13 protein-coding genes and 1 pseudogene are annotated in these 17799 nt (G+C 64.6%); 2 read left to right on the forward strand and 12 right to left on the reverse strand.

All coding sequences use genetic code 11. From position 1 onward, the window contains the following. Positions 1-1749, forward strand: a pseudogene (locus tag CLV47_RS22015) (hypothetical protein); the annotation flags it as partial. 249 nt (positions 1750-1998) lie between these two features. Here CLV47_RS22015 and CLV47_RS08680 read toward each other — a convergent pair. From CLV47_RS08680 to CLV47_RS08695, 4 genes are all read right to left on the reverse strand, one after another. Then, positions 1999-2799 carry a polyprenol monophosphomannose synthase gene (locus CLV47_RS08680; RefSeq protein ID WP_106348645.1) on the reverse strand — a complete coding sequence of 267 codons (801 nt, stop codon included), beginning with the start codon at positions 2797-2799 and terminating at the stop codon, positions 1999-2001. After that, entirely contained in the window at positions 2796-4433 is a 1638-nt protein-coding gene (lnt, locus tag CLV47_RS08685; RefSeq protein WP_170111009.1) for an apolipoprotein N-acyltransferase, read from the reverse strand. Before lnt ends, CLV47_RS08680 begins: the two co-directional genes overlap by 4 nt. A 100-nt stretch (positions 4434-4533) precedes the next feature. Beyond that, complete coding sequence (locus CLV47_RS08690; protein WP_170111010.1) at positions 4534-6090, reverse strand: amidohydrolase; 1557 nt, start codon at positions 6088-6090, stop codon at positions 4534-4536. 56 nt (positions 6091-6146) lie between these two features. Beyond that, positions 6147-7286, reverse strand: coding sequence for a M24 family metallopeptidase (locus tag CLV47_RS08695; RefSeq protein ID WP_106348648.1), 1140 nt, complete (start codon positions 7284-7286; stop codon positions 6147-6149). A 119-nt stretch (positions 7287-7405) separates the two neighbouring features. Between CLV47_RS08695 and CLV47_RS08700 the strand changes: the two genes are divergently transcribed. Further along, positions 7406-8347, forward strand: a complete 942-nt coding sequence (locus CLV47_RS08700) for a 5'-3' exonuclease (protein WP_106348828.1) — start codon at positions 7406-7408, stop codon at positions 8345-8347. A gap of 47 nt (positions 8348-8394) precedes the next feature. Here CLV47_RS08700 and CLV47_RS08705 read toward each other — a convergent pair whose 3' ends face one another. The 8 genes from CLV47_RS08705 to CLV47_RS08740 all read right to left on the reverse strand — a co-directional run bounded on the left by CLV47_RS08705 (position 8395) and on the right by CLV47_RS08740 (position 17782). Then, positions 8395-9483 carry a DUF4333 domain-containing protein gene (locus CLV47_RS08705; RefSeq protein WP_106348649.1) on the reverse strand — a complete coding sequence of 363 codons (1089 nt, stop codon included), beginning with the start codon at positions 9481-9483 and terminating at the stop codon, positions 8395-8397. 162 nt (positions 9484-9645) lie between these two features. Further along, positions 9646-12492, reverse strand: a complete 2847-nt coding sequence (locus CLV47_RS08710; protein ID WP_106348650.1) for a DEAD/DEAH box helicase — start codon at positions 12490-12492, stop codon at positions 9646-9648. 58 nt (positions 12493-12550) lie between these two features. Next, on the reverse strand, positions 12551-13405 hold the full coding sequence (tatC, locus tag CLV47_RS08715) for a twin-arginine translocase subunit TatC (protein WP_238145289.1): 855 nt from the start codon (positions 13403-13405) through the stop codon (positions 12551-12553). Positions 13406-13469: 64 nt separating this feature from the next. Then, positions 13470-13937: a twin-arginine translocase TatA/TatE family subunit gene (locus CLV47_RS08720; RefSeq protein ID WP_106348652.1), complete on the reverse strand. Its 468-nt coding sequence runs from the start codon at positions 13935-13937 to the stop codon at positions 13470-13472. A 14-nt stretch (positions 13938-13951) separates the two neighbouring features. Continuing rightward, a complete protein-coding gene (locus CLV47_RS08725; protein WP_106348653.1) occupies positions 13952-14227 on the reverse strand; it encodes a hypothetical protein in 276 nt (91 codons plus the stop codon). Between the two features lie 34 nt (positions 14228-14261). After that, a complete protein-coding gene (locus tag CLV47_RS08730) occupies positions 14262-15806 on the reverse strand; it encodes a class I adenylate-forming enzyme family protein (RefSeq protein WP_106348654.1) in 1545 nt (514 codons plus the stop codon). After that, positions 15806-16777 (reverse strand): phosphotriesterase family protein, encoded by a 972-nt coding sequence (locus tag CLV47_RS08735; protein WP_106348655.1) that lies wholly within the window; start codon positions 16775-16777, stop codon positions 15806-15808. Before CLV47_RS08735 ends, CLV47_RS08730 begins: the two co-directional genes overlap by 1 nt. A gap of 78 nt (positions 16778-16855) precedes the next feature. Beyond that, positions 16856-17782, reverse strand: a complete 927-nt coding sequence (locus CLV47_RS08740; protein WP_170111019.1) for a WYL domain-containing protein — start codon at positions 17780-17782, stop codon at positions 16856-16858. Between the last annotated feature and the right edge of the window lie 17 nt (positions 17783-17799).

Genomic DNA, 17799 nt, shown 5'->3' on the forward strand with positions numbered 1-17799 from the left:
CTCGGCGACCTGCCCCTCCCCCACGCACGCGCGCTCGACCTCGCCCTCGACGCGCTGGCCGACACCGCCGACGCCGATGATCCGCGTACCCACGCGCAACGCCGTATCGACGCGCTGCTGGCCTGCGTGCTAGGACCCGCGGTATTCCACACCCACCCCGCCAAAACCACGAACCACCGAACCGACGGCGACGACGGTCGAGGTCGCGGTCGCGGTCGCGGTCGCGGTCAGGACAATGAACCCGGCGACACCGGCCAGTACCGCGACCACCGAACCGGCGGCGGCGGTCGCGGTGATAGTGCCACAGACCACGGCAATGACTGCACCCCCGGCGGGACTGGTACCGACAGTGAGACCGGTACAGACAGTGAGACCGGTACAGACAGCGGCACCGGTACCGACAGCGGCACCGGTAACGACAGTGACGCGCCGGCGTGGCCGGCGCCGCGAGACGAAGACGAACCGGCAGCGGACTACGGCCACGGACAACCCGACGACCGCGCTCACGACACCGAGGCACCAACGAGAAACAACAACAACGCCGGTAGCAACGACAGCAAGGCCGAGACCGAAAACGAGACCAAGATCGAGGCCGACGCCGACATGGTGGATCTCGACGCGGACGAACAGAACCCCTACCGCGCACTACCACTACCGATATTCGACGACCGAGACGAACCCCAACCCGATCCGCACACCCCCGACAACGACGACGCGGACCCACTCACCCGCGCCCTATGGGACCCCGACGACCGTGGCGTGTTCGCGTTGATCGACCCAGCAGAGGCCGAACGAGTCACCGAACTCTGGGACCTGATCCGGCAACTCGCCGCCCACATCAACCTCACCATCCCCACCCCACCAGAGGTGCATTTGGATGTCACGATCCCGGTCGACCTCCTCGCCGGCAGCGACCACGCCACCAATCCCGACACCAGCACCACCAGCCCCGACCCAAACAGAAGCCACGCACACGACGACGGGAGCAGTCTGCCTCCAGACACCGACAGCCCACCCGACCGCGGCGACCAGCCGCCAAATCCGGATAACCGGAACAACAGACCACCCGACCCAGGGGTTCACGACACTGACCGCGACGGTAGTAACAGCATCGGATGCGATCAGCCATGCCTGGACATCGACGAGACCGCCAGCCAAACCGCGCACCCACCCGACCAGTCAGATCCCGTCGACACCAGCACCAACGACGTCCGAAGCAGCAGCGGCGGTGATCCGAGCTGCCCACACACCGGAACGACCCGGTGGCGCGCCGGTGACCTCATCGATGAACGGCACGCCGCGATCATCGACGGCATCGGACCGGTCGACCCCGACCTCGCCCGCCACCTCGCCGCCGACGCCCGCTGGCGCCGGGTCCTTCACGACCCAGTCACCGGCATCGTCTACGACGTCGGGAAGACCCGCTACCGGCCACCAGCAGACATGCGCCGCCGCGTCATCACCCGGGACGTGACGTGCCGCTTCCCCGGCTGCGCCCGCACAGCCGAGTACTGCCACCTCGACCACGTTATTGAATACCCGAACGGGCCGACCGCCGACACGAACCTGATCGCGCTGTGTGAACTCCACCACCGAGTGAAACACCAAACCGGATGGCGACTAGTCCTCCACGACGACGCGAGTATCGACTGGACCAGTCCCACCGGCCGCCGCTACACCACCTACCCGCCAGGACGTAAAACACCACCCCGCCGCACCACGCGCAACAAGAAGAAAACCGCCGCCTAAACCAGGTGACTCCATACCTCGGCGTGATCTGCACGATCCGCCTGATCGGCATCCAGCGCTGCGACCGGCGCGACCACGAATCAGCGCACAGACATGCGCGGCTAACGGGTCTCGGATCCCCCGAATCGATTCGCTTCGCTCACTCGGGGCAAGTCCCTAGCTCTCTCCACCAACGAGGGCAACTCGCGAGCAAGTTCGACCAGCGGAGGACCAGGAGTATCCACATTTCGGCTGCCGAGTGAGCTGCGATCAATCAGTGTTAGGGGTGCGTCTGAAGGATCGTGAGACCGCGCGTCGTACCTGCGTGAAACGGTCTGCGATGCCCCAGCGAGTCACGTTGACCAGCGACTCGAAAAAGACGCCGCCCGACATTTTGCTGTCTCCAACGGTACGTTCGACAAAGGTGATCGGTACTTCGCGCACCGTGAATCCAGCGCGCACCACTCGTCTTGACACGTCGATTTGGAAGCAGTAGCCGGTCGATTCCACAGATGTCAGATCCACCGTCCGCAGTACGCCGGCTCGGTAGGCGCGAAACCCGGACGTTGCATCGTTGAGATCGATTGCCAGCATTATCCGCACGTAACGGTTGGCCGCGCGTGAGAGCCATACGCGCGACCTTGACCAGTCACGTACGTCGCCGCCAGCCACCCATCGGGCACCGACAACCGCGTCGACGCCGTGCAGGCCGGCCAGTAGCGCGGGTAGTTCTTCGGGCTGATGCGAACCGTCTGCGTCCATCTCCACGATGATCGTGTAGTCGTGATCGAGCGCCCAGTGGAAGCCCGCGACGTAGGCGCGTCCGAGCCCTTCTTTGCCCTGCCGATGCAGGACATGGACTTGCCGGTCCTCGGCACTCAGGTTGTCGGCAAGTGCACCGGTACCGTCCGGCGAGTTGTCGTCCACAATGAGGATGTCGGCCGCACGCAACTCGTGACGCACCCTGGCCACGGTTCCTTCGAGGTTGCCAACTTCGTCGTACGTCGGGATCACGATCAGGATTCGCTCAATCGGAGTGAGACCTCCGGTCCGCGGGTCAGGAACGCTCACGTCACCACCGCGTCGGCAGCCGTCATCTCGACAGGATCGGCACTCTTCTCGCGGGACCTTCGTCGGGTGCGTGGACGCCGAAGAAATCCGATCACGATCCCACACAGCGCGGCCACACACATCAGGTATTCCGGCCACGGACCGACCCAGGCCGCGACCGTGGTCGTGCTCATCAGCGGCACGGTGCCGACGTACTTTGCAGGTTCGTACAGGCCCGACTTGTCGATGACCGTGCCGTCCGGCAGGATGATGCCGCTGATTCCGCTGGTTGACGCCGACAGGACCGTGCGATCAAACTCGATTGCCCGCAGCCGGCTCATCGCGAACTGCTGTGCCGCCTCGTTAGTGTGCCCAAACGTCGCATTGTTGGTCTGTACGGTCAGGATCTTTGCGCCGTCCCTGACCGTGTCCGCGACCAGTCCGTCGTACGCCACCTCGAAGCAGATGACGTCGCCGAGCACAAACGGCTTCGCGCCGTCCCGGGCGATGTTAAAGGTGCCCACCCGTTTTCCGGCGAGGAAGTCCGCGCGCACCTCATCGACCATCGGGGTGATCTTGCGGAAGAACGAACGGTACGGGATGTACTCGGCGAACGGCGCCGGATGCCGCTTCACGTACTTCTGCCCAGGACCAGGCTTCGCGGCATTACTAGGCCACCACATCACGGCCATGTTCAGCGGGTGATCGCCTGGGCCATTAGCAACGGCACCGACCAGAATCGGCGCATTGACCGCATCGGCGGCCGCCTGAATCTCAGTCGACGCGTCTTCATTCACAAACGGGTCGATGTCCGACGAATTCTCGGGCCACAGTACGACGGTCGGCTGCGGCGACTTGCCCGAGTCGATATCGGCGGCCAGTTTGAAGGTCTCCTTGACGTGATTATCGAGTACGGCGCGGCGCTGCGCGTTGAACTCGAGCCCTTCACGCGGCACGTTGCCCTGGATAACCGCGACGACAGTGGTCGGCACTTTGGAATCGCTGCCACTGTTGATCGTGAGCCAGCCGAGCGAACCGAGCAGCGGGATGAGCAACGCGCAGCCGGCTACGACCAGCACCGGCCGGGTGAATGTCGTGCGCCAATTCGGTCGCCTTGTCGAGCGGAAACCCGCCTGCGCACGAATCCATGCTTCGGCAAGCAGAAACCCACACAGGGCGACCATCGCCGACAGCAGAGGTATGCCGCCGTACGCGACCCAAGGAGTGAACGGCCCCGCGTCCTGACTGAAGCCGAGCCGACCCCACGGGAACCCACCAAACAAGTAGCGGGAACGCAGCGCCTCCATCCCGACCCAGGCGCAAGCAGCCCAGACAGGCCAGACACGGAGCCGGAAGATCGCCACCAGTGCCGGTCCGAGGAAGCCGACGAACACCGATTGATACACCGCCAGCGCTGTCCACGGCAGCCAGCCGAGGAACTCCCCCGCCCACGCGATATGCGGCACGAAAAACGCCATACCGAACACGAACGCAACGAGGTACGCCGTACGGGCACGCAGACCACGCACCGACAGTGCCAGCAAGAGCGGGCCGGCAACCGCCAGCGGACGCAACGCACCCGCCGGAGGAAAGGACAACGCCATCAGCAACCCGCCGGCAACCGCGACGACGATCGCGACAATGAAACGCCGCACTAAGCTGCCTTTCCTCGAGCTGCAGAAGTTGACAATCGGCCAACGGGAACGGTCGTTGGTCGAACGACCCATCGTCTCACGCTTCGTGTATGCGCGTTGCTCAGTTAGGGATCAAGCCGGTGTTGTGTACGACGCGTCCGCCGGCAATCGTTGCCGCGCAGGTCGGTGCGGCGAAACCCTCCGCCGTAGGCAAAACGATGCCCTCGGTATCCCAGACCGCGACGTATGCGGGAGCCCCAGTTCGCAGAGTCCCCGCACCGCCGTCGCGGCGCAACGCCCGCCACCCGCCGCGGGTCATAGCCGAGAACGCCGCGCGGGCCGAGATCCGTTGATCGTGCGTGCGGTGAAATACTGCCGCCTGCACCGAGGCCCACGGGTCGAGTGGTGTGACCGGAGCATCCGAGCCGAACGCCAGCGGTACGCCGGCCGCGCGCAAGGTGGCGATCGGGTTGAGTAACGCGGAACGCTCGCCAAGCCGCTGGCGGTACATCGAGTCATCGCCGCCCCATGCCCGGTCGAACATGGGCTGCATAGAGGCGACCAGACCGAGCCTGGACATCGTCGTGATCTGCGCGCCCGTCACCATCTCGCAGTGTTCAATCCGGTGCGACAGCCCGCGTACCGCTGCCTCCCCCAGCTCGTTCGCGACCTCACTGATGCCGTCGATCACCGCACCCACCGCGACGTCCCCGATGGCGTGAAATCCGGCTTGAATGCCCGCGAGCGTGCATGCGCGCACGTGACTGGCAACCTGTTCTTTCGACAGCCATAGATGCCCCGTGCCGGCGTCGTCGGCGTACGGCGTGGATAGTGCGGCAGTGTGTGAGCCGATTGCACCGTCACAGAAGAGGTCGCCACCTGCGCCGGCCAGTCCGAGTTCGGTGACGATGTCGGTCCGCCCTAGTTCTCCCCAGTAGGCCGCGGCGTCGATGGTGTCCGGCGAATCCGCGAGTCGCAGCAGCGCCTCCATGTCGGCCTCACCAGATATGGTCGGGCCCGCCATCTCGACGATCAGGCCAATCCCGAGCTGTGCGCACCGATCAAGTGTCGCCCGCTGCGCAGCAGTTCGTTGCGTGCTGGTGAGCTGTTCGCCGGCGTACTGGTGCACGAGGGTGTACGCCGCCAGTCGCAGATGCGCGCTGCCGGCTTCCTCCGGCGCACCCAGCGCTCCGTGAACGCCAGCGACACGGTCTCGGAGACGAGAAGAGACCAGTCCCGAGTGCGCGTCGATCCGAGTCAGGTAGATCTGCCGGTCACCGCACGCGGCGTCGAGCTCGGCAAGCGTCGGCGGCTCGTTTTCCGGCCACTGCGTTTCGTCCCAGCCTTGACCGGTCAGCACGGAGTCGGTGTCCGCCGACTCGCAGTAAGTCGCGACCATGTGTAACGCCTCGGCCTTGGACCGGGCCGCCGTGAGGTCCAGGCCGAGGATCGACTGACCGGTGCCGGTCGCGTGCACGTGACTGTCGACGAACGCCGGCGTGACGAGCCGGCCGCCTAGGTCGACGACACGGTCGGCCACGTGCCGTGGAGCGTCGTCCTCGCTACCGACCCAGCCAATGGAATCGCCCTCAATCAGCAAGGCTGTCGAAGGCGTCGTCGTACTCGGTTCGTCGATCCGTCCGTTGTGGAACAGGATGCTCGGGGAATGCGCGGGCATCTCCCGATGATGTCGCATCACCAGGTGACCTGCCCGACCGGATCGGTTCGAAACATCTACCCCGGCAGGGCGACGAGGGCGTGATCACGGTTGTTGAGTCGTCGTACCGAGTCGTCGGTGCACACGACGATGTCCTCGATCCGGGCGCCGTACCGACCCTCCAGGTAGATGCCGGGCTCGATAGAAAATGCCATTCCCGCCTCGATCGTCCGATCGTTGCCTTCGACAATGTAAGGATGCTCGTGCACCTCAAGCCCGATCCCGTGTCCGGTGCGGTGCAAGAAGTGCTCACCGTGACCGGCCGTGGTAATGATTTCGCGGGCCGTCGCGTCGATCTCTTCAGCGGTCACGCCGGGCCGGACGAACTGTACGGCGGCTTCTTGTGCGGACTGCAGTACGTCGTAGAACTCGCTCACCTCTTTGGTCGGCTCACCACCAACGACGTAGGTGCGGGTGCTGTCGGAGCAATAGCCGTCCGGCATGGTCCCGCCGATGTCGACGACCACGACGTCCCCGGCACTGATGACCCGATCGGCGTACTCGTGGTGCGGGCTTGCGCCGTTGGGCCCCGAACCGACGATCGTGAAGTCGACGGTGGCGTGACCGCTGGCCCGGATCGCCGCCGCGATCTCATGAGCGACCTGCCTCTCGGCCATACCGACTTTCAGAAGTTCGCCCATCTGCGCATGCACGGAGTCAATCGCGTCGCCGGCACGCGCAAGAGCCTCGACCTCGACCTCAGACTTGACCATCCGCATCGCTGCCATGATCGTCGCCGCGCTGGTGAGCTTCGCGTCGGGCGCGGCGTAGTGGATTCCGAAAAGGTGCTGCGCCCACATCCTGTCTGCCACGGCAATCGCGCGGGGTCGATCGGTGGGCCGCGGGACCAGGTCCACCACCATGTCGGACGGGTTGTCGGTCTCGTCCCACCCTCGTACCTCGACACCGAGCCCCGCGGCCACGCTCGCGGCGGCAAGGGATTTTTCCAGCGTCGGCGCGATGAGCATTGGCGTCCCGGACGCCGGTACGACGAGGCAGGTCAGCCGCTCGCTGAGCATCGCGTCGTACCCCGTGAGATAGCGAAGGTCGGCGCCCGGAGTCAGGACGACGGCGTCGGCTGCGGATTCGGCGACTAGGCGTGCCACCTTGTCGAGCCGGGCACGAATTTCTTCAGGGCTATCCGGTGCGAGCGTCATGTAATGAGCGTGCCACATTACGGCGCCAGTGACACCTGCCTCGGGGTGAATTGAGAGCGCCAGGCTGCGTCGTCGGTGACACCAGCCTCACCGGTGAATACAGTGGCACGGTGACCACGATGCTGCTCGATAGCGCTAGCCTCTACTTCCGCGCGTACTACGGCGTACCCGACACGTTGAAGGGGCCGAACGGCGCGCCCAACAACGCGATCCGCGGATTCCTCGACATGATCGCGCGGTTGGTCAGCGACCGCCGGCCCGATGGGCTCGTCGCGTGTCTCGACTACGACTGGCGGCCGGCGTTTCGGGTCGAGGCGATTCCGTCGTACAAAGCGCATCGTGTCGCCGAGGACGGCTCCGATGGCGCCGAGGAAGTGCCCGACGATCTCTCCCCGCAAGTGCCGGTCATCATCGAAACCCTTGCCGCACTCGGGATCTGCACGGTAGGCGTCGAAGGCTTCGAAGCCGACGACGTCATCGGCACGCTCGCGCAGACGTTGCCCGGACCGATCGAGGCCGTCACCGGCGATCGGGACCTGTTCCAGTTGGTCGACGACGATCGAGGCGTGCGCGTGGTCTACACGGCACGGGGTATGTCCAACCTCGAGGTTCTCACTAATCCCGACCTGGTCGCGAAGTACGGCGTACGAGGTGACCAGTACGTCGACTTCGCGGTCATGCGTGGCGATCCGTCCGACGGGCTGCCCGGCGTACCCGGGATCGGCGAAAAGACTGCTGCGCGGCTGATCGAGGCGTACGGCGACCTTGCTGCGATTCGGGCGGCCGCCGCCGACCCGGCCGACAAAGGACCGTTGAAACCGAAACAGCGCGAGAACCTCATCGCGTCGAGCGATTACCTCGACGTCGCCAACCGTGTGGTCGAGGTGCGCGGCGACCTGACAATCGACATCGACCCGACGTTGCCTACGAAACCAGCGGACCCTGAAGCCCTCGGCGTCCTGGGGCGGACCTGGGGTATCGAGTCGTCGCTACGCCGGATCGCCGATGCGCTTCAACACGGACCTTCTGACCGGCCGCCCACGCAATCGGGGCCGATCTAGTCGCCCGGATGCGACTTGACCGGCCCCGAGAGTGCGGCTGTGGTTAGTTACTGGTGGTCGTCTTTCCAGGTGTAGTCGCCGTTGTCGGCGTTGGTCACCGTGATCGTGATGTCGACGTTGTCACCACCATCTGCCTTTGCATGGCACTTGTACTCAGCGCCCTTTTCGACCTTCAACTGGTCTTTGTCGCACTTGAAGCCACTGAGTTTCGTCTGGTACTGATCGTTGTACTGCGCGGTGACATCGGAGGCAACGGCGCTCTTGTCAAGGACCTTCGTGCTGAGTGGACCGAGGGCAAGCCAGGTGCCGACGCCGCCGAGCGCAAGGATTACGACGGCGACAATGCCAATGATGAGGCCCTTGTTGCTCTTCTTGGGGGCGGCCGGCTGGTTCCAGCCGGTCTGGGGTCCGGCCTGCTGACCGTAGCCAGCGGTCGCAGGCTGTCCGTACTGGTCATAGCCGCCCTGCTGCTGGCCATAAGGATCGGCCGCCGGCTGCTGTCCGTACTGGTCATAACCGCCCTGCTGCTGGCCGTAGGGGTCGGCCTGGGGCTGGCCGTAACCCTGCTGGGCATACGGATCGCCCTGCTGCTGGCCGTAACCCTGCTGGCCGTAAGGGTCCGCTGGCTGACCGTAGTCCTGGCCGTACTGCTGGGTGGCGTACGGATCCGCGCTCTGACCATACTGGCCGGCGCCGTACACCTGGGTAGGCTGCTCATAGCCACCGGTCTGAGGCGCGCCGTACTGCTGATCCGGCGGCGGGGTCGGCTGTGCGCCCGTCGATGGTGCCTGTCCATAAGGCTGCTGCCCGTAAGGCTGTTGTCCATAAGGCTGCTGACCGTATGGCTGCGCACCGGTGGCAGGCTGTTGGCCTTGGTCATAACCGCCAGGCTGATATGGCTGCTGACCCTGGTCGTAGCCGCCGCCGGGCTGATATGGCTGCTGACCCTGGTCGTAGCCGCCGCCGGGCTGATATGGCTGCTGATTATCAGGGTAGGACGGTGTGCTTCCAGTCGCCGGACCCTGCTGCGAGCCGTCGTGAGGAGCCTGGCCCTGCGCCGGTACGCCGCCGGTGCCCGGCTGCTGCGGTGGCTGCTGACCGTTTTGGTTGCCGTCGCCGCTAGGCGGATACGTCATCGTGTTACCCCTTTTTCAACTGGCCGTCTGGGTGCGGCCTCTACTGTATTGCAGACCGACCCGTTATTCGTGACCTACCGCCTAAAATGACTTCAGGACGGTAACTCCCGGGAATTCTAGGGTGGTGGTGCGGATTAGCCCCCTAATACCGCACCACCGTGGCTACGACGTAAGACCATTTCCTCTGGTTGCATCGATTTCCGCGAATTCTGCCGCGCCCAAGTTGTCGTCGGTCACATACCCGAGCCGTTCTGCTGGCAGAGCGCCGGTTGAATCGGCCAGTACGCCGCGGCGCATGAGGCTCGCGGCCTCGTGCGCGGTGCGAGTCACGGACGGATCGACGGCATCAGTTGGTAGCCGTGCGATCTGACCAAGCATGTCGATGACCTGCCGACACCAACGAACGAAATCTCCAGGCGACAGTTCCACACCCGCGCCGCGCAGGTTGCGCAGTACTTGTTCGAGGCTGTCCCCCACAGTCCATCGGTACGCCGCGAGCGCGAATCCGTGGTCAGGTTCACGGATGAGCGGCGCATTCGCTTGCCCCGCGGACTCGCTGATCTGGGCCCATACGTCATGCGTGGCTTGGAGTACGGCGCGCACGGCTTTGGATCCGACCGGCACCGTATGGGTCTCGAACCGTTCCCCGGAACGGCTTTCATACAGCAGAGCCGAGACGACGCCAGCGAGTTCCGGCGCGGTCAGCTCGTCCCAAAGTCCGCGGCGCAGACAGTCCGCCGCAAGCAGGTCTGATTCGCTCCACAGCCGAGAAAGCAATGCGCCATCGTCGGTGACGACAAATTCCGATCCGTCGGCCTCCAGGTAGCCGAGAGTCTCGAGTACGGTGCAGATGCTGTCGAAGGTGCGCCCGAGCGACGTCGTACGTCCTTGGACGCGGGCGGTGAGTGTCTCGGCCCGACGCAAGGCGTGCCGAGCGTTCTCGAATTCGCGCACGTGCCGGTCGCGGTCGGTGCACTCATGGACGGGGTGCGCCTTAATCTGCGCGCGCAGCTCGTGGACTTGCTCATCGACCGGGTCGGCCCCGCGACCGATCCGAGCGCCCTTCAACGGAAGGTCACGGGTGACGTTGGCGAGGTTCGCGGCCAAATCACGTCGCGCCTGAGCAGACCGATGCGCGAAGGACTTGTTGACCTTCATCCGCCCGACGGGAATGACCGCGTCGTGGAAGTCGCGCATCGGCACCCGGCCGGCCCATTTTCCGGCCGTCAGCACGACAAGCCGCGGCTCGTCCGACGTCGACACCGACTCGAGGACGACCGCTGGCCCACGGTGCCGCCCGCTCGGTACGACGATGATGTCACCGCGACGCAGCGCCGCGACCGACGATTCGACCCGATCGCGGCGACCGGCCGAGCGGGACTTCGCGGCGCCCTTTTCAAGATCGCTCAGCGCGCGCCGCAGGTCGGCGTACTGCTCGACCGATCCGCGGCTGCAGGTGATCTTGTCGGTGACCTCACGCGCCTCGCGCGCGGCCTGATCGCGCTGCTTGACCAGTCCGACGACCGCGCGGTCGGCCTGAAACTGGGCGAAGGACTGCTCGAGCAGATGCCGTCCCTCCTCCCGACCGATCTGGCGGACGAGGTTGACGGCCATGTTGTACGACGGTCGAAACGACGATCGGAGCGGAAATGTGCGGGTCGTCGCCAGCCCGGCGACGTCGTTGGGGTCGAGGTCTGGACCCCAAATGACGACGGCGTGCCCCTCGACGTCGATCCCGCGCCTGCCGGCGCGCCCGGTCAACTGGGTGAATTCGCCAGGCGTGAGGCGGTTGTGCGACTCACCGTTGTACTTCACCATGCGTTCCAATACGACGGTGCGGGCCGGCATGTTGATGCCAAGCGCGAGTGTTTCAGTCGCGAACACGACCTTGCACAGCCCACGAAGAAACAGCTCTTCGACCGTCTCCTTGAAGATCGGGATCAGTCCCGCATGGTGAGCGGCCACGCCGCGCTCCAGCCCGTCGAGCCATTCCCAGTAGCCGAGCACTTGCAGGTCCGCGTCAGACAGGCTTTGGGTGCGGCCGGTGACGATTCGCCGAACCTCTTCGCGGTCCTCGTCGTCTATCAGGCGAATGCCAGAGCGCAGGCACTGTTCGACCGCGGCGTCGCAGCCGACCCGGCTGAAAATGAAGTAGATCGCCGGCAGCAGGGCACCGCGATCGAGCCGGTCGACGATGTCCGATCGCCGCGGTGGACGCCATTTCTCTCGTGTGTGGCGCCGGCGCTCGACGCGCATCGCCTGCTCGCGCGCGACCCGAACCAATACCCTGTTAGCGCCGGACTTCTTCTGGGCGGCGCCCGGCCGATGCTCGGCCTCGGTGTCGAGCAGGTCGTAGATCTTGTTGCCGACCATCATGTGCTGCCACAGCGGCACCGGACGGTAGTCACTGACGACGACGGCCGTGTCACCGCGCACCGTAACCAGCCACTCACCGAACTCCTCGGCGTTGCTCACCGTCGCGGACAACGAGACGAGCTGCACCTTCGCGTCGAGATGGATGATCACCTCTTCCCAGACCGCGCCGCGGAACCGGTCGGCCAGGTAATGCACCTCGTCCATCACCACGAAGCCGAGATCGTCGAGGGTGCTGGAGCCGACGTACAGCATGTTGCGCAGCACCTCGGTCGTCATCACGAGTATCGGCGCATGCGGGTTGATCGAGTTGTCGCCAGTGAGTAACCCGACCTTCTCGGCGCCGTACCTCGTCACGAGATCGGCGTACTTCTGGTTCGACAGCGCCTTGATCGGTGTGGTGTATGCGCAGCCGAGACCCTGTGCCATCGCCAGGTGTACGGCGAACTCCCCCACGATCGTCTTGCCCGCGCCGGTCGGTGCGCACACGAGCACACCGAGGCCGTCTTCGAGGGCGCGACAGCCAGCGGTCTGAAAATCATCGAGATCGAACGGGAGCTCCGACCTGAACTGCGCGAGCTGGCTGTACTTGCTTCGGTCCTTCGCAGCGGAATACGCCTGTGCGGGACTGTCCATGCATCCGAGCCTACGTGGTTCTACCAGTGACGCTGCGCCAATAGGCCGTATCGCGGGATTACTCCTCCGGATTCAGCGGGGACGGTTCATCGTCGGGGATGTCTTCGAACCCTTGCGCCATCTGTCGGCGCGCCACTCGCTTGTCGTGGACGCGCGCGAACTGGATTGCGCACTCAAACAAGATCGCCATCGGGATCGCCATCGCGAGCATAGAGAACGGGTCTTGGCTCGGCGTGATGACTGCGGCGAACACGAACGTCAGGAAGATCAGCCAGCGACGCGACTTCTTCAGTAGGTCGTACTTAAGGACACCGACGAGGTTGAGCATCACCATCAGTAATGGAAGCTCGAAACTGACGCCGAACACGATAAGCAGGATGATCACGAAGTTGAGGTACTCCGGCGCCGACAGCGCCGCTGTGACGTCTGGCCCGGCCAGCCCGACGAGCACCCGCAGTCCGGCCTTGAGCGTCAAGTAGGCGCAGGCGGTGCCCAGCGCGAACAAGAACGAGGAGACGCCCACGAAGGACACCGCCCACCGGCGTTCGTTCTTGTGCAGGCCAGGTGTCACAAACGCCCACAACTCATAGAGCCAGAACGGTGCCGAGATGACCATGCCGGTCATGAAGCTGATTTTGAGGCGAAGGACCAGGCCGTCCGTGGGATTGAAGAACAATAGCTTGCAGCCGCCGGTGCCGTCCGTGAGGCGCATGCTCGCCGGGAGGTCACAGTAGGGGTTTTGGAGGAACTGGAGCAGCCCGTGCGAATACCACCAAAATCCGATGGCCGCGCCAATCACGATGAAGATGAGCGCCTTGAAGATCCGGGACCGCAACTCGCGCAGATGCTCGATGAGCGTCATCGAGCGCTCAGGGCTCTTCGTCTTCTTACGTTTTTCGGGCGGCGACGGCAATGGAGGACTCGGCGATGCGGACGGGAGAGACGGCACGGGGCGTAAACGTCCGGGCTATCGGTCGTTAGCCGCGAGGCTGGGTCTGCGGGTCGTACGCCGGGGCCGGCTCCGCTGCCGCTGACGGCGTCGAGGCGGGCTGCTGCGCAGGTGCGACGTAGGGGGCGGGCTGAGCCGCCGGTGTAGCCGGAGCCGGTGCGGCTTGCTGAGGAGCGGTTGGCTGAGCCATAGGTTGCGCCGACGGCTGGGCGGGCTGTGCTTCTGTGTAGGCCGGCTGGGCTGGCGGCTGTGCTGTGTAGGTCGGCTGGGCTGGCGGCTGCTCGGTGTATGACGGCGTGGCCGGCGCCAGCGGCGAACGCACGGTCTGCGCCTCAGCCTTGGTGACGACGTCGTCTTCCTTAAAGCCCTTCATCTCGCCCTTGAAGATGCGCAGAGATCGGCCGATCGCACGAGTCGCGTCGGGCAGTTTCTTGTATCCGAACAGCGCAAAAATTACGATCGCAATGATGATGATCTCGGGGGCGCCGAGGTTCATGGCAGTTCCTCCAACTAGGACGTTGTTTCGAGTGTACGTCCTGTGTGTTCGTTCGCAGTATGTCCGGCGAGAACGTCCAGGTGGGATTCGTTCACGGTCTGATGTTTCGCGACCGTGGGCCGCGCAACGTTGGCCAACGACATGAGCACCGCGACATACGGCGCCGTGTCGTCTTGGGCGACCTTGACCGCCTTTTGTAGCCGTTTGAGGTGGCCCAACACATCGAACACCAGGATGGCGAGCACGATCAGCGCCACCACCACGACCGCAATGCAGATCCAGAGCACCATGCGGCCAGTGTAGAGGTGGTTACGACATATTCGCTCAGCGCAGCGGCTTTCCCCACTTTTCCTTGTCGCCGAGCTCTGCTCGCAGTGCCGGTTTGACCACCTTGCCGCCAGGATTGCGCGGCAGTGGTTCGCGGCGGTACTGGATGTACTGCGGGATCTTGAAGTCCGCGATCTTGCCTTGGAGGTAGGCGACGATGGCGGCGGGGTCTTCGGCCGAACCGGGCGCTGGTACGACGACCGCGCCGACCTTCTCCCCCATCACCTCGTCGGGTACGCCGACGACGGCGACCTCGCCGATGCCGGGCGCCGCAGCGAGGGCGTTTTCGACCTCGAAACTGTAGACGTTTTCACCGCCGCGGTTGATCAAGTCTTTCGCGCGGTCGACGATATAGACCAGACCCGACGGATCGACCCTGGCGAGATCGCCGGTCCGCAACCAGCCGTCGAGGAACGCCGCAGCGGTCTGTTCGGGTTTGTTCCAGTACGACGCGGTGACGTTGGGCCCCTTGACCAACAGCTCGCCCACGCCCGTGTCGGGGTCCGGTTCGTGCAGCGCGATGTCGTCGACCGGGACGACGAATCCGACCGAGTCCGCGTGCTCGGCGGCGTACCGGTCCGGGAGTGTGGTCATGAGCGAGGCGGACTCGGTCATTCCGAATCCGTTGGCCACGACGGCCTGTGGAAACGCGGCCTTTATCCGATGCACCAGGTCCGGCGCAATGGGTGCGCCGCCGTATCCGATCCACCGCACGGGCGAGGTGTCGGTGTCGACGAACTGGGGGTGCCCAATCAACAGTTGGTAGACCGCAGGAACAGTGACGAGGAAGTTGATCCGTTCGTACGGGATCGTCTCCAGCAGCACGCCCAGGTCCAATGCGGGCAGGATGACACTGGTGCCCCCGGTGTAGATCGTGACGAGCAGTTGGCTGTTGCACCCTGTGACGTGAAACAGCGGCACCGAGATCAGCGTGCGCAGGTCCGCGCCGACGTCGGCAGGCAGGCTCAGGCCGCGGATCATGTTTTCGCAGTTAGACAGGAATCCCTCATGCGTGGTGAGGGCCCCCTTCGGTGCGCCGGTTGTGCCGCTGGTGTAGAAGATCGCCGCGAGCGTGTCCAGCTGCGGGTCCGGCGCAAGGTAGGGCTCGCCGTCCGGCAGCGGTTCTCCCGCCCGAAACACAAATCGCGCTCCGGAGTCGTCGAGTACGTACTGCACTTCGGGTTCGGCGAACCGGGTGTTGATGGGTACGGCGACGGCACCGGCCAGCAGGCAGCCAAAGAATGCGACCACCCAGTCGTTGCCGGCCGGGGTGAGGATCGCGGCGCGGTCGCCCGAGGTGACACCCGCTTCCTTAAGACCCCCGGCGACCCGGCTTGCGCGTCGCCATAGGTCGGCGTAACTAATCCGGCTTCCGCCGACCTCCACGATCGCTTCCGCGTCGGGCGTGGACTCGGCGTGCTGGCGCAGGACATGCACCAGCGACTGGGGAAGGTCGTCGTACCGGCTGATGCCGTCCGCGCCTCGGGTGATGCCCTCGCTGCGGATCGGGTTGTCACCGCGCGGCAGTGCCTCGATCGTCATTATTTAGCTCCGACGGTGAAGTAGTTGCGCGGGTTGTCGACCAGCATCGTGGTGATCTGTTCCTCGGTCACGCCCCGCTCGCGCAGCGCAGGCAGCACGTCGTCGTGGATATGGGTGAAGTGCCAGTTGGGCACGGCGGCTTCTTTGGTGTCGGTCGGGAACCAGTCGATGTAACACGAGGCATCGTGGGCCAGAACAATTTTCTCGGCGTACCCGCGTCGACACATTTCGGCGACCGTGTTGACCCGCTGCTCGAACGGCAGCAGTACGTCGAGTCCGAAGCGGTCCATCCCTACATAGGAGCCGGCCTCGACAAGTTTCGTGAGGTAGTCCAGGTTGTCGCTGTCTCCGCTGTGACCGATGACGACCTTCGTCGGGTCGACACCGCACTCGGCGAAGATCTTCTGCACGATCAGCCCAGACCCGATATGCGGGTTGGTGTGCACCGTGATCGGCGCCCCTGTCTCGGTGTGCGCGGCCGCCACCGCGCGCATTACCCGCTCTACGCCGGGGGTCAGGCCCTGTTCTTCAATTGCGCATTTGAGGAACGCCGCCTTGACCGACGTACCGGCAATCCCTTCCGTTATGTCCTTGACGAACATCGCGATCATCGGGTCGTCGCCGCCGAACATCGTTTCGGGGCCGACGTACTGCAGGAAGAACGGAATCTCGTTGTAGGTGTACAGCCCGGTCGCGGCGATGATGTTGATATCGACCTGCTCGTTGATCCGCTGGATCCGCGGGATATAACGTCCGAGGCCGATCACGGTCGGGTCGACGATGGTATCGACGCCGCGCTCTTTGAGCGCCTTCAGCTTGGTAACTGCATCCGCGACGCGCACATCCTCGTCCCAGTAGTCGGGGTAGTTCTCGCGGATCTCTTCGCTGAGCACGAACACATGCTCGTGCATGAGCACTGTGCCGAGTTCGTCGATATCTACCTGACCGCGCACGCTCTCGACGTTCGCCATCGCGGAGCCTCCAGTTCATGCCGATTGATGATTCTGCTCACCCTAACCATTCGTGGGTGCCGACGCGAGGCGCAGCACTTAGCGGTAGTTGTTGAGCGCCTCGCCGCTTCGCTCCCCGATGCGATGGGCCGCTTCGAGCACGTGCGGATCAATGAACGCGGCGACCCCGGCCGACCCGAGCTGCCAGAGCAGGCGTTCGAGGGCATCGTCCTCGGCGACCGGCAATTCCGCGTACGTCGTACCGTCATCGGCGTACTCGACGTTTTCCAGCTCGTAGTAGTCGGTGAGCCAGCGCCCGCCGAGACTCAGTTTCAGACTCACGACGGTGTCGTCCGGGCCTGGCTCGTAGACCCCCGCGGACAGGTCGCGGGGGTCGTCTTCTGGTGGGCTGGCCGGCTCGTCAAGAACAAGCGCACGGTCGATCCGGTCGAGCCGAAATGTCCGCATGTCTTCGGCGCGCCGGCACCATGCTTGTAGGTAGTCCCCGCCCGGGACCCGGACCATCCGGACCGGGTCGACCACCCGCGTCGTCTTCTCGTCTCTCGTCGCGACGTAATAGTCGATTTCCAATGCGCGACGGGACTCAAGAGCCTTCTTGACATCCGCCGCAACGGCTGGTGTCGGCGTGGCGCTTACCGCGATTGCCCGGGAAGTGGATGCCCGGTCCCCCACCGCGGTCTCGATCTTGTCCAGTGCGGATGTCACAGAGTCGTTGTCCACTAGCTCCGGGCTCGCGGTCAACGCCCGCAGCGCGACGATCAGCGCCGTCGCCTCCTGCTGTGTCAACTGTAGCGGGCGGTCGATACCCGCATCGAAACTGATGTCAACTACCTCCCCGTTGAAGCTGACTTCGATCATCTCGCCCATCCCCTGGCCGGGGAGCCCGCAGAACCACAGCGCCTTGAGGTCCTTACGGATCTGGGCCGGTGAGGTATCGAACTCGGCGGCGAGCTCCTGGACAGTGACGCCCTCATGAGTCTGCACATACGGCACGAGCAGACTCATGCGGCGCAGTTGGGTTT

Source organism: Antricoccus suffuscus, assembly GCF_003003235.1.
GTDB lineage: Bacteria > Actinomycetota > Actinomycetes > Mycobacteriales > Antricoccaceae > Antricoccus > Antricoccus suffuscus.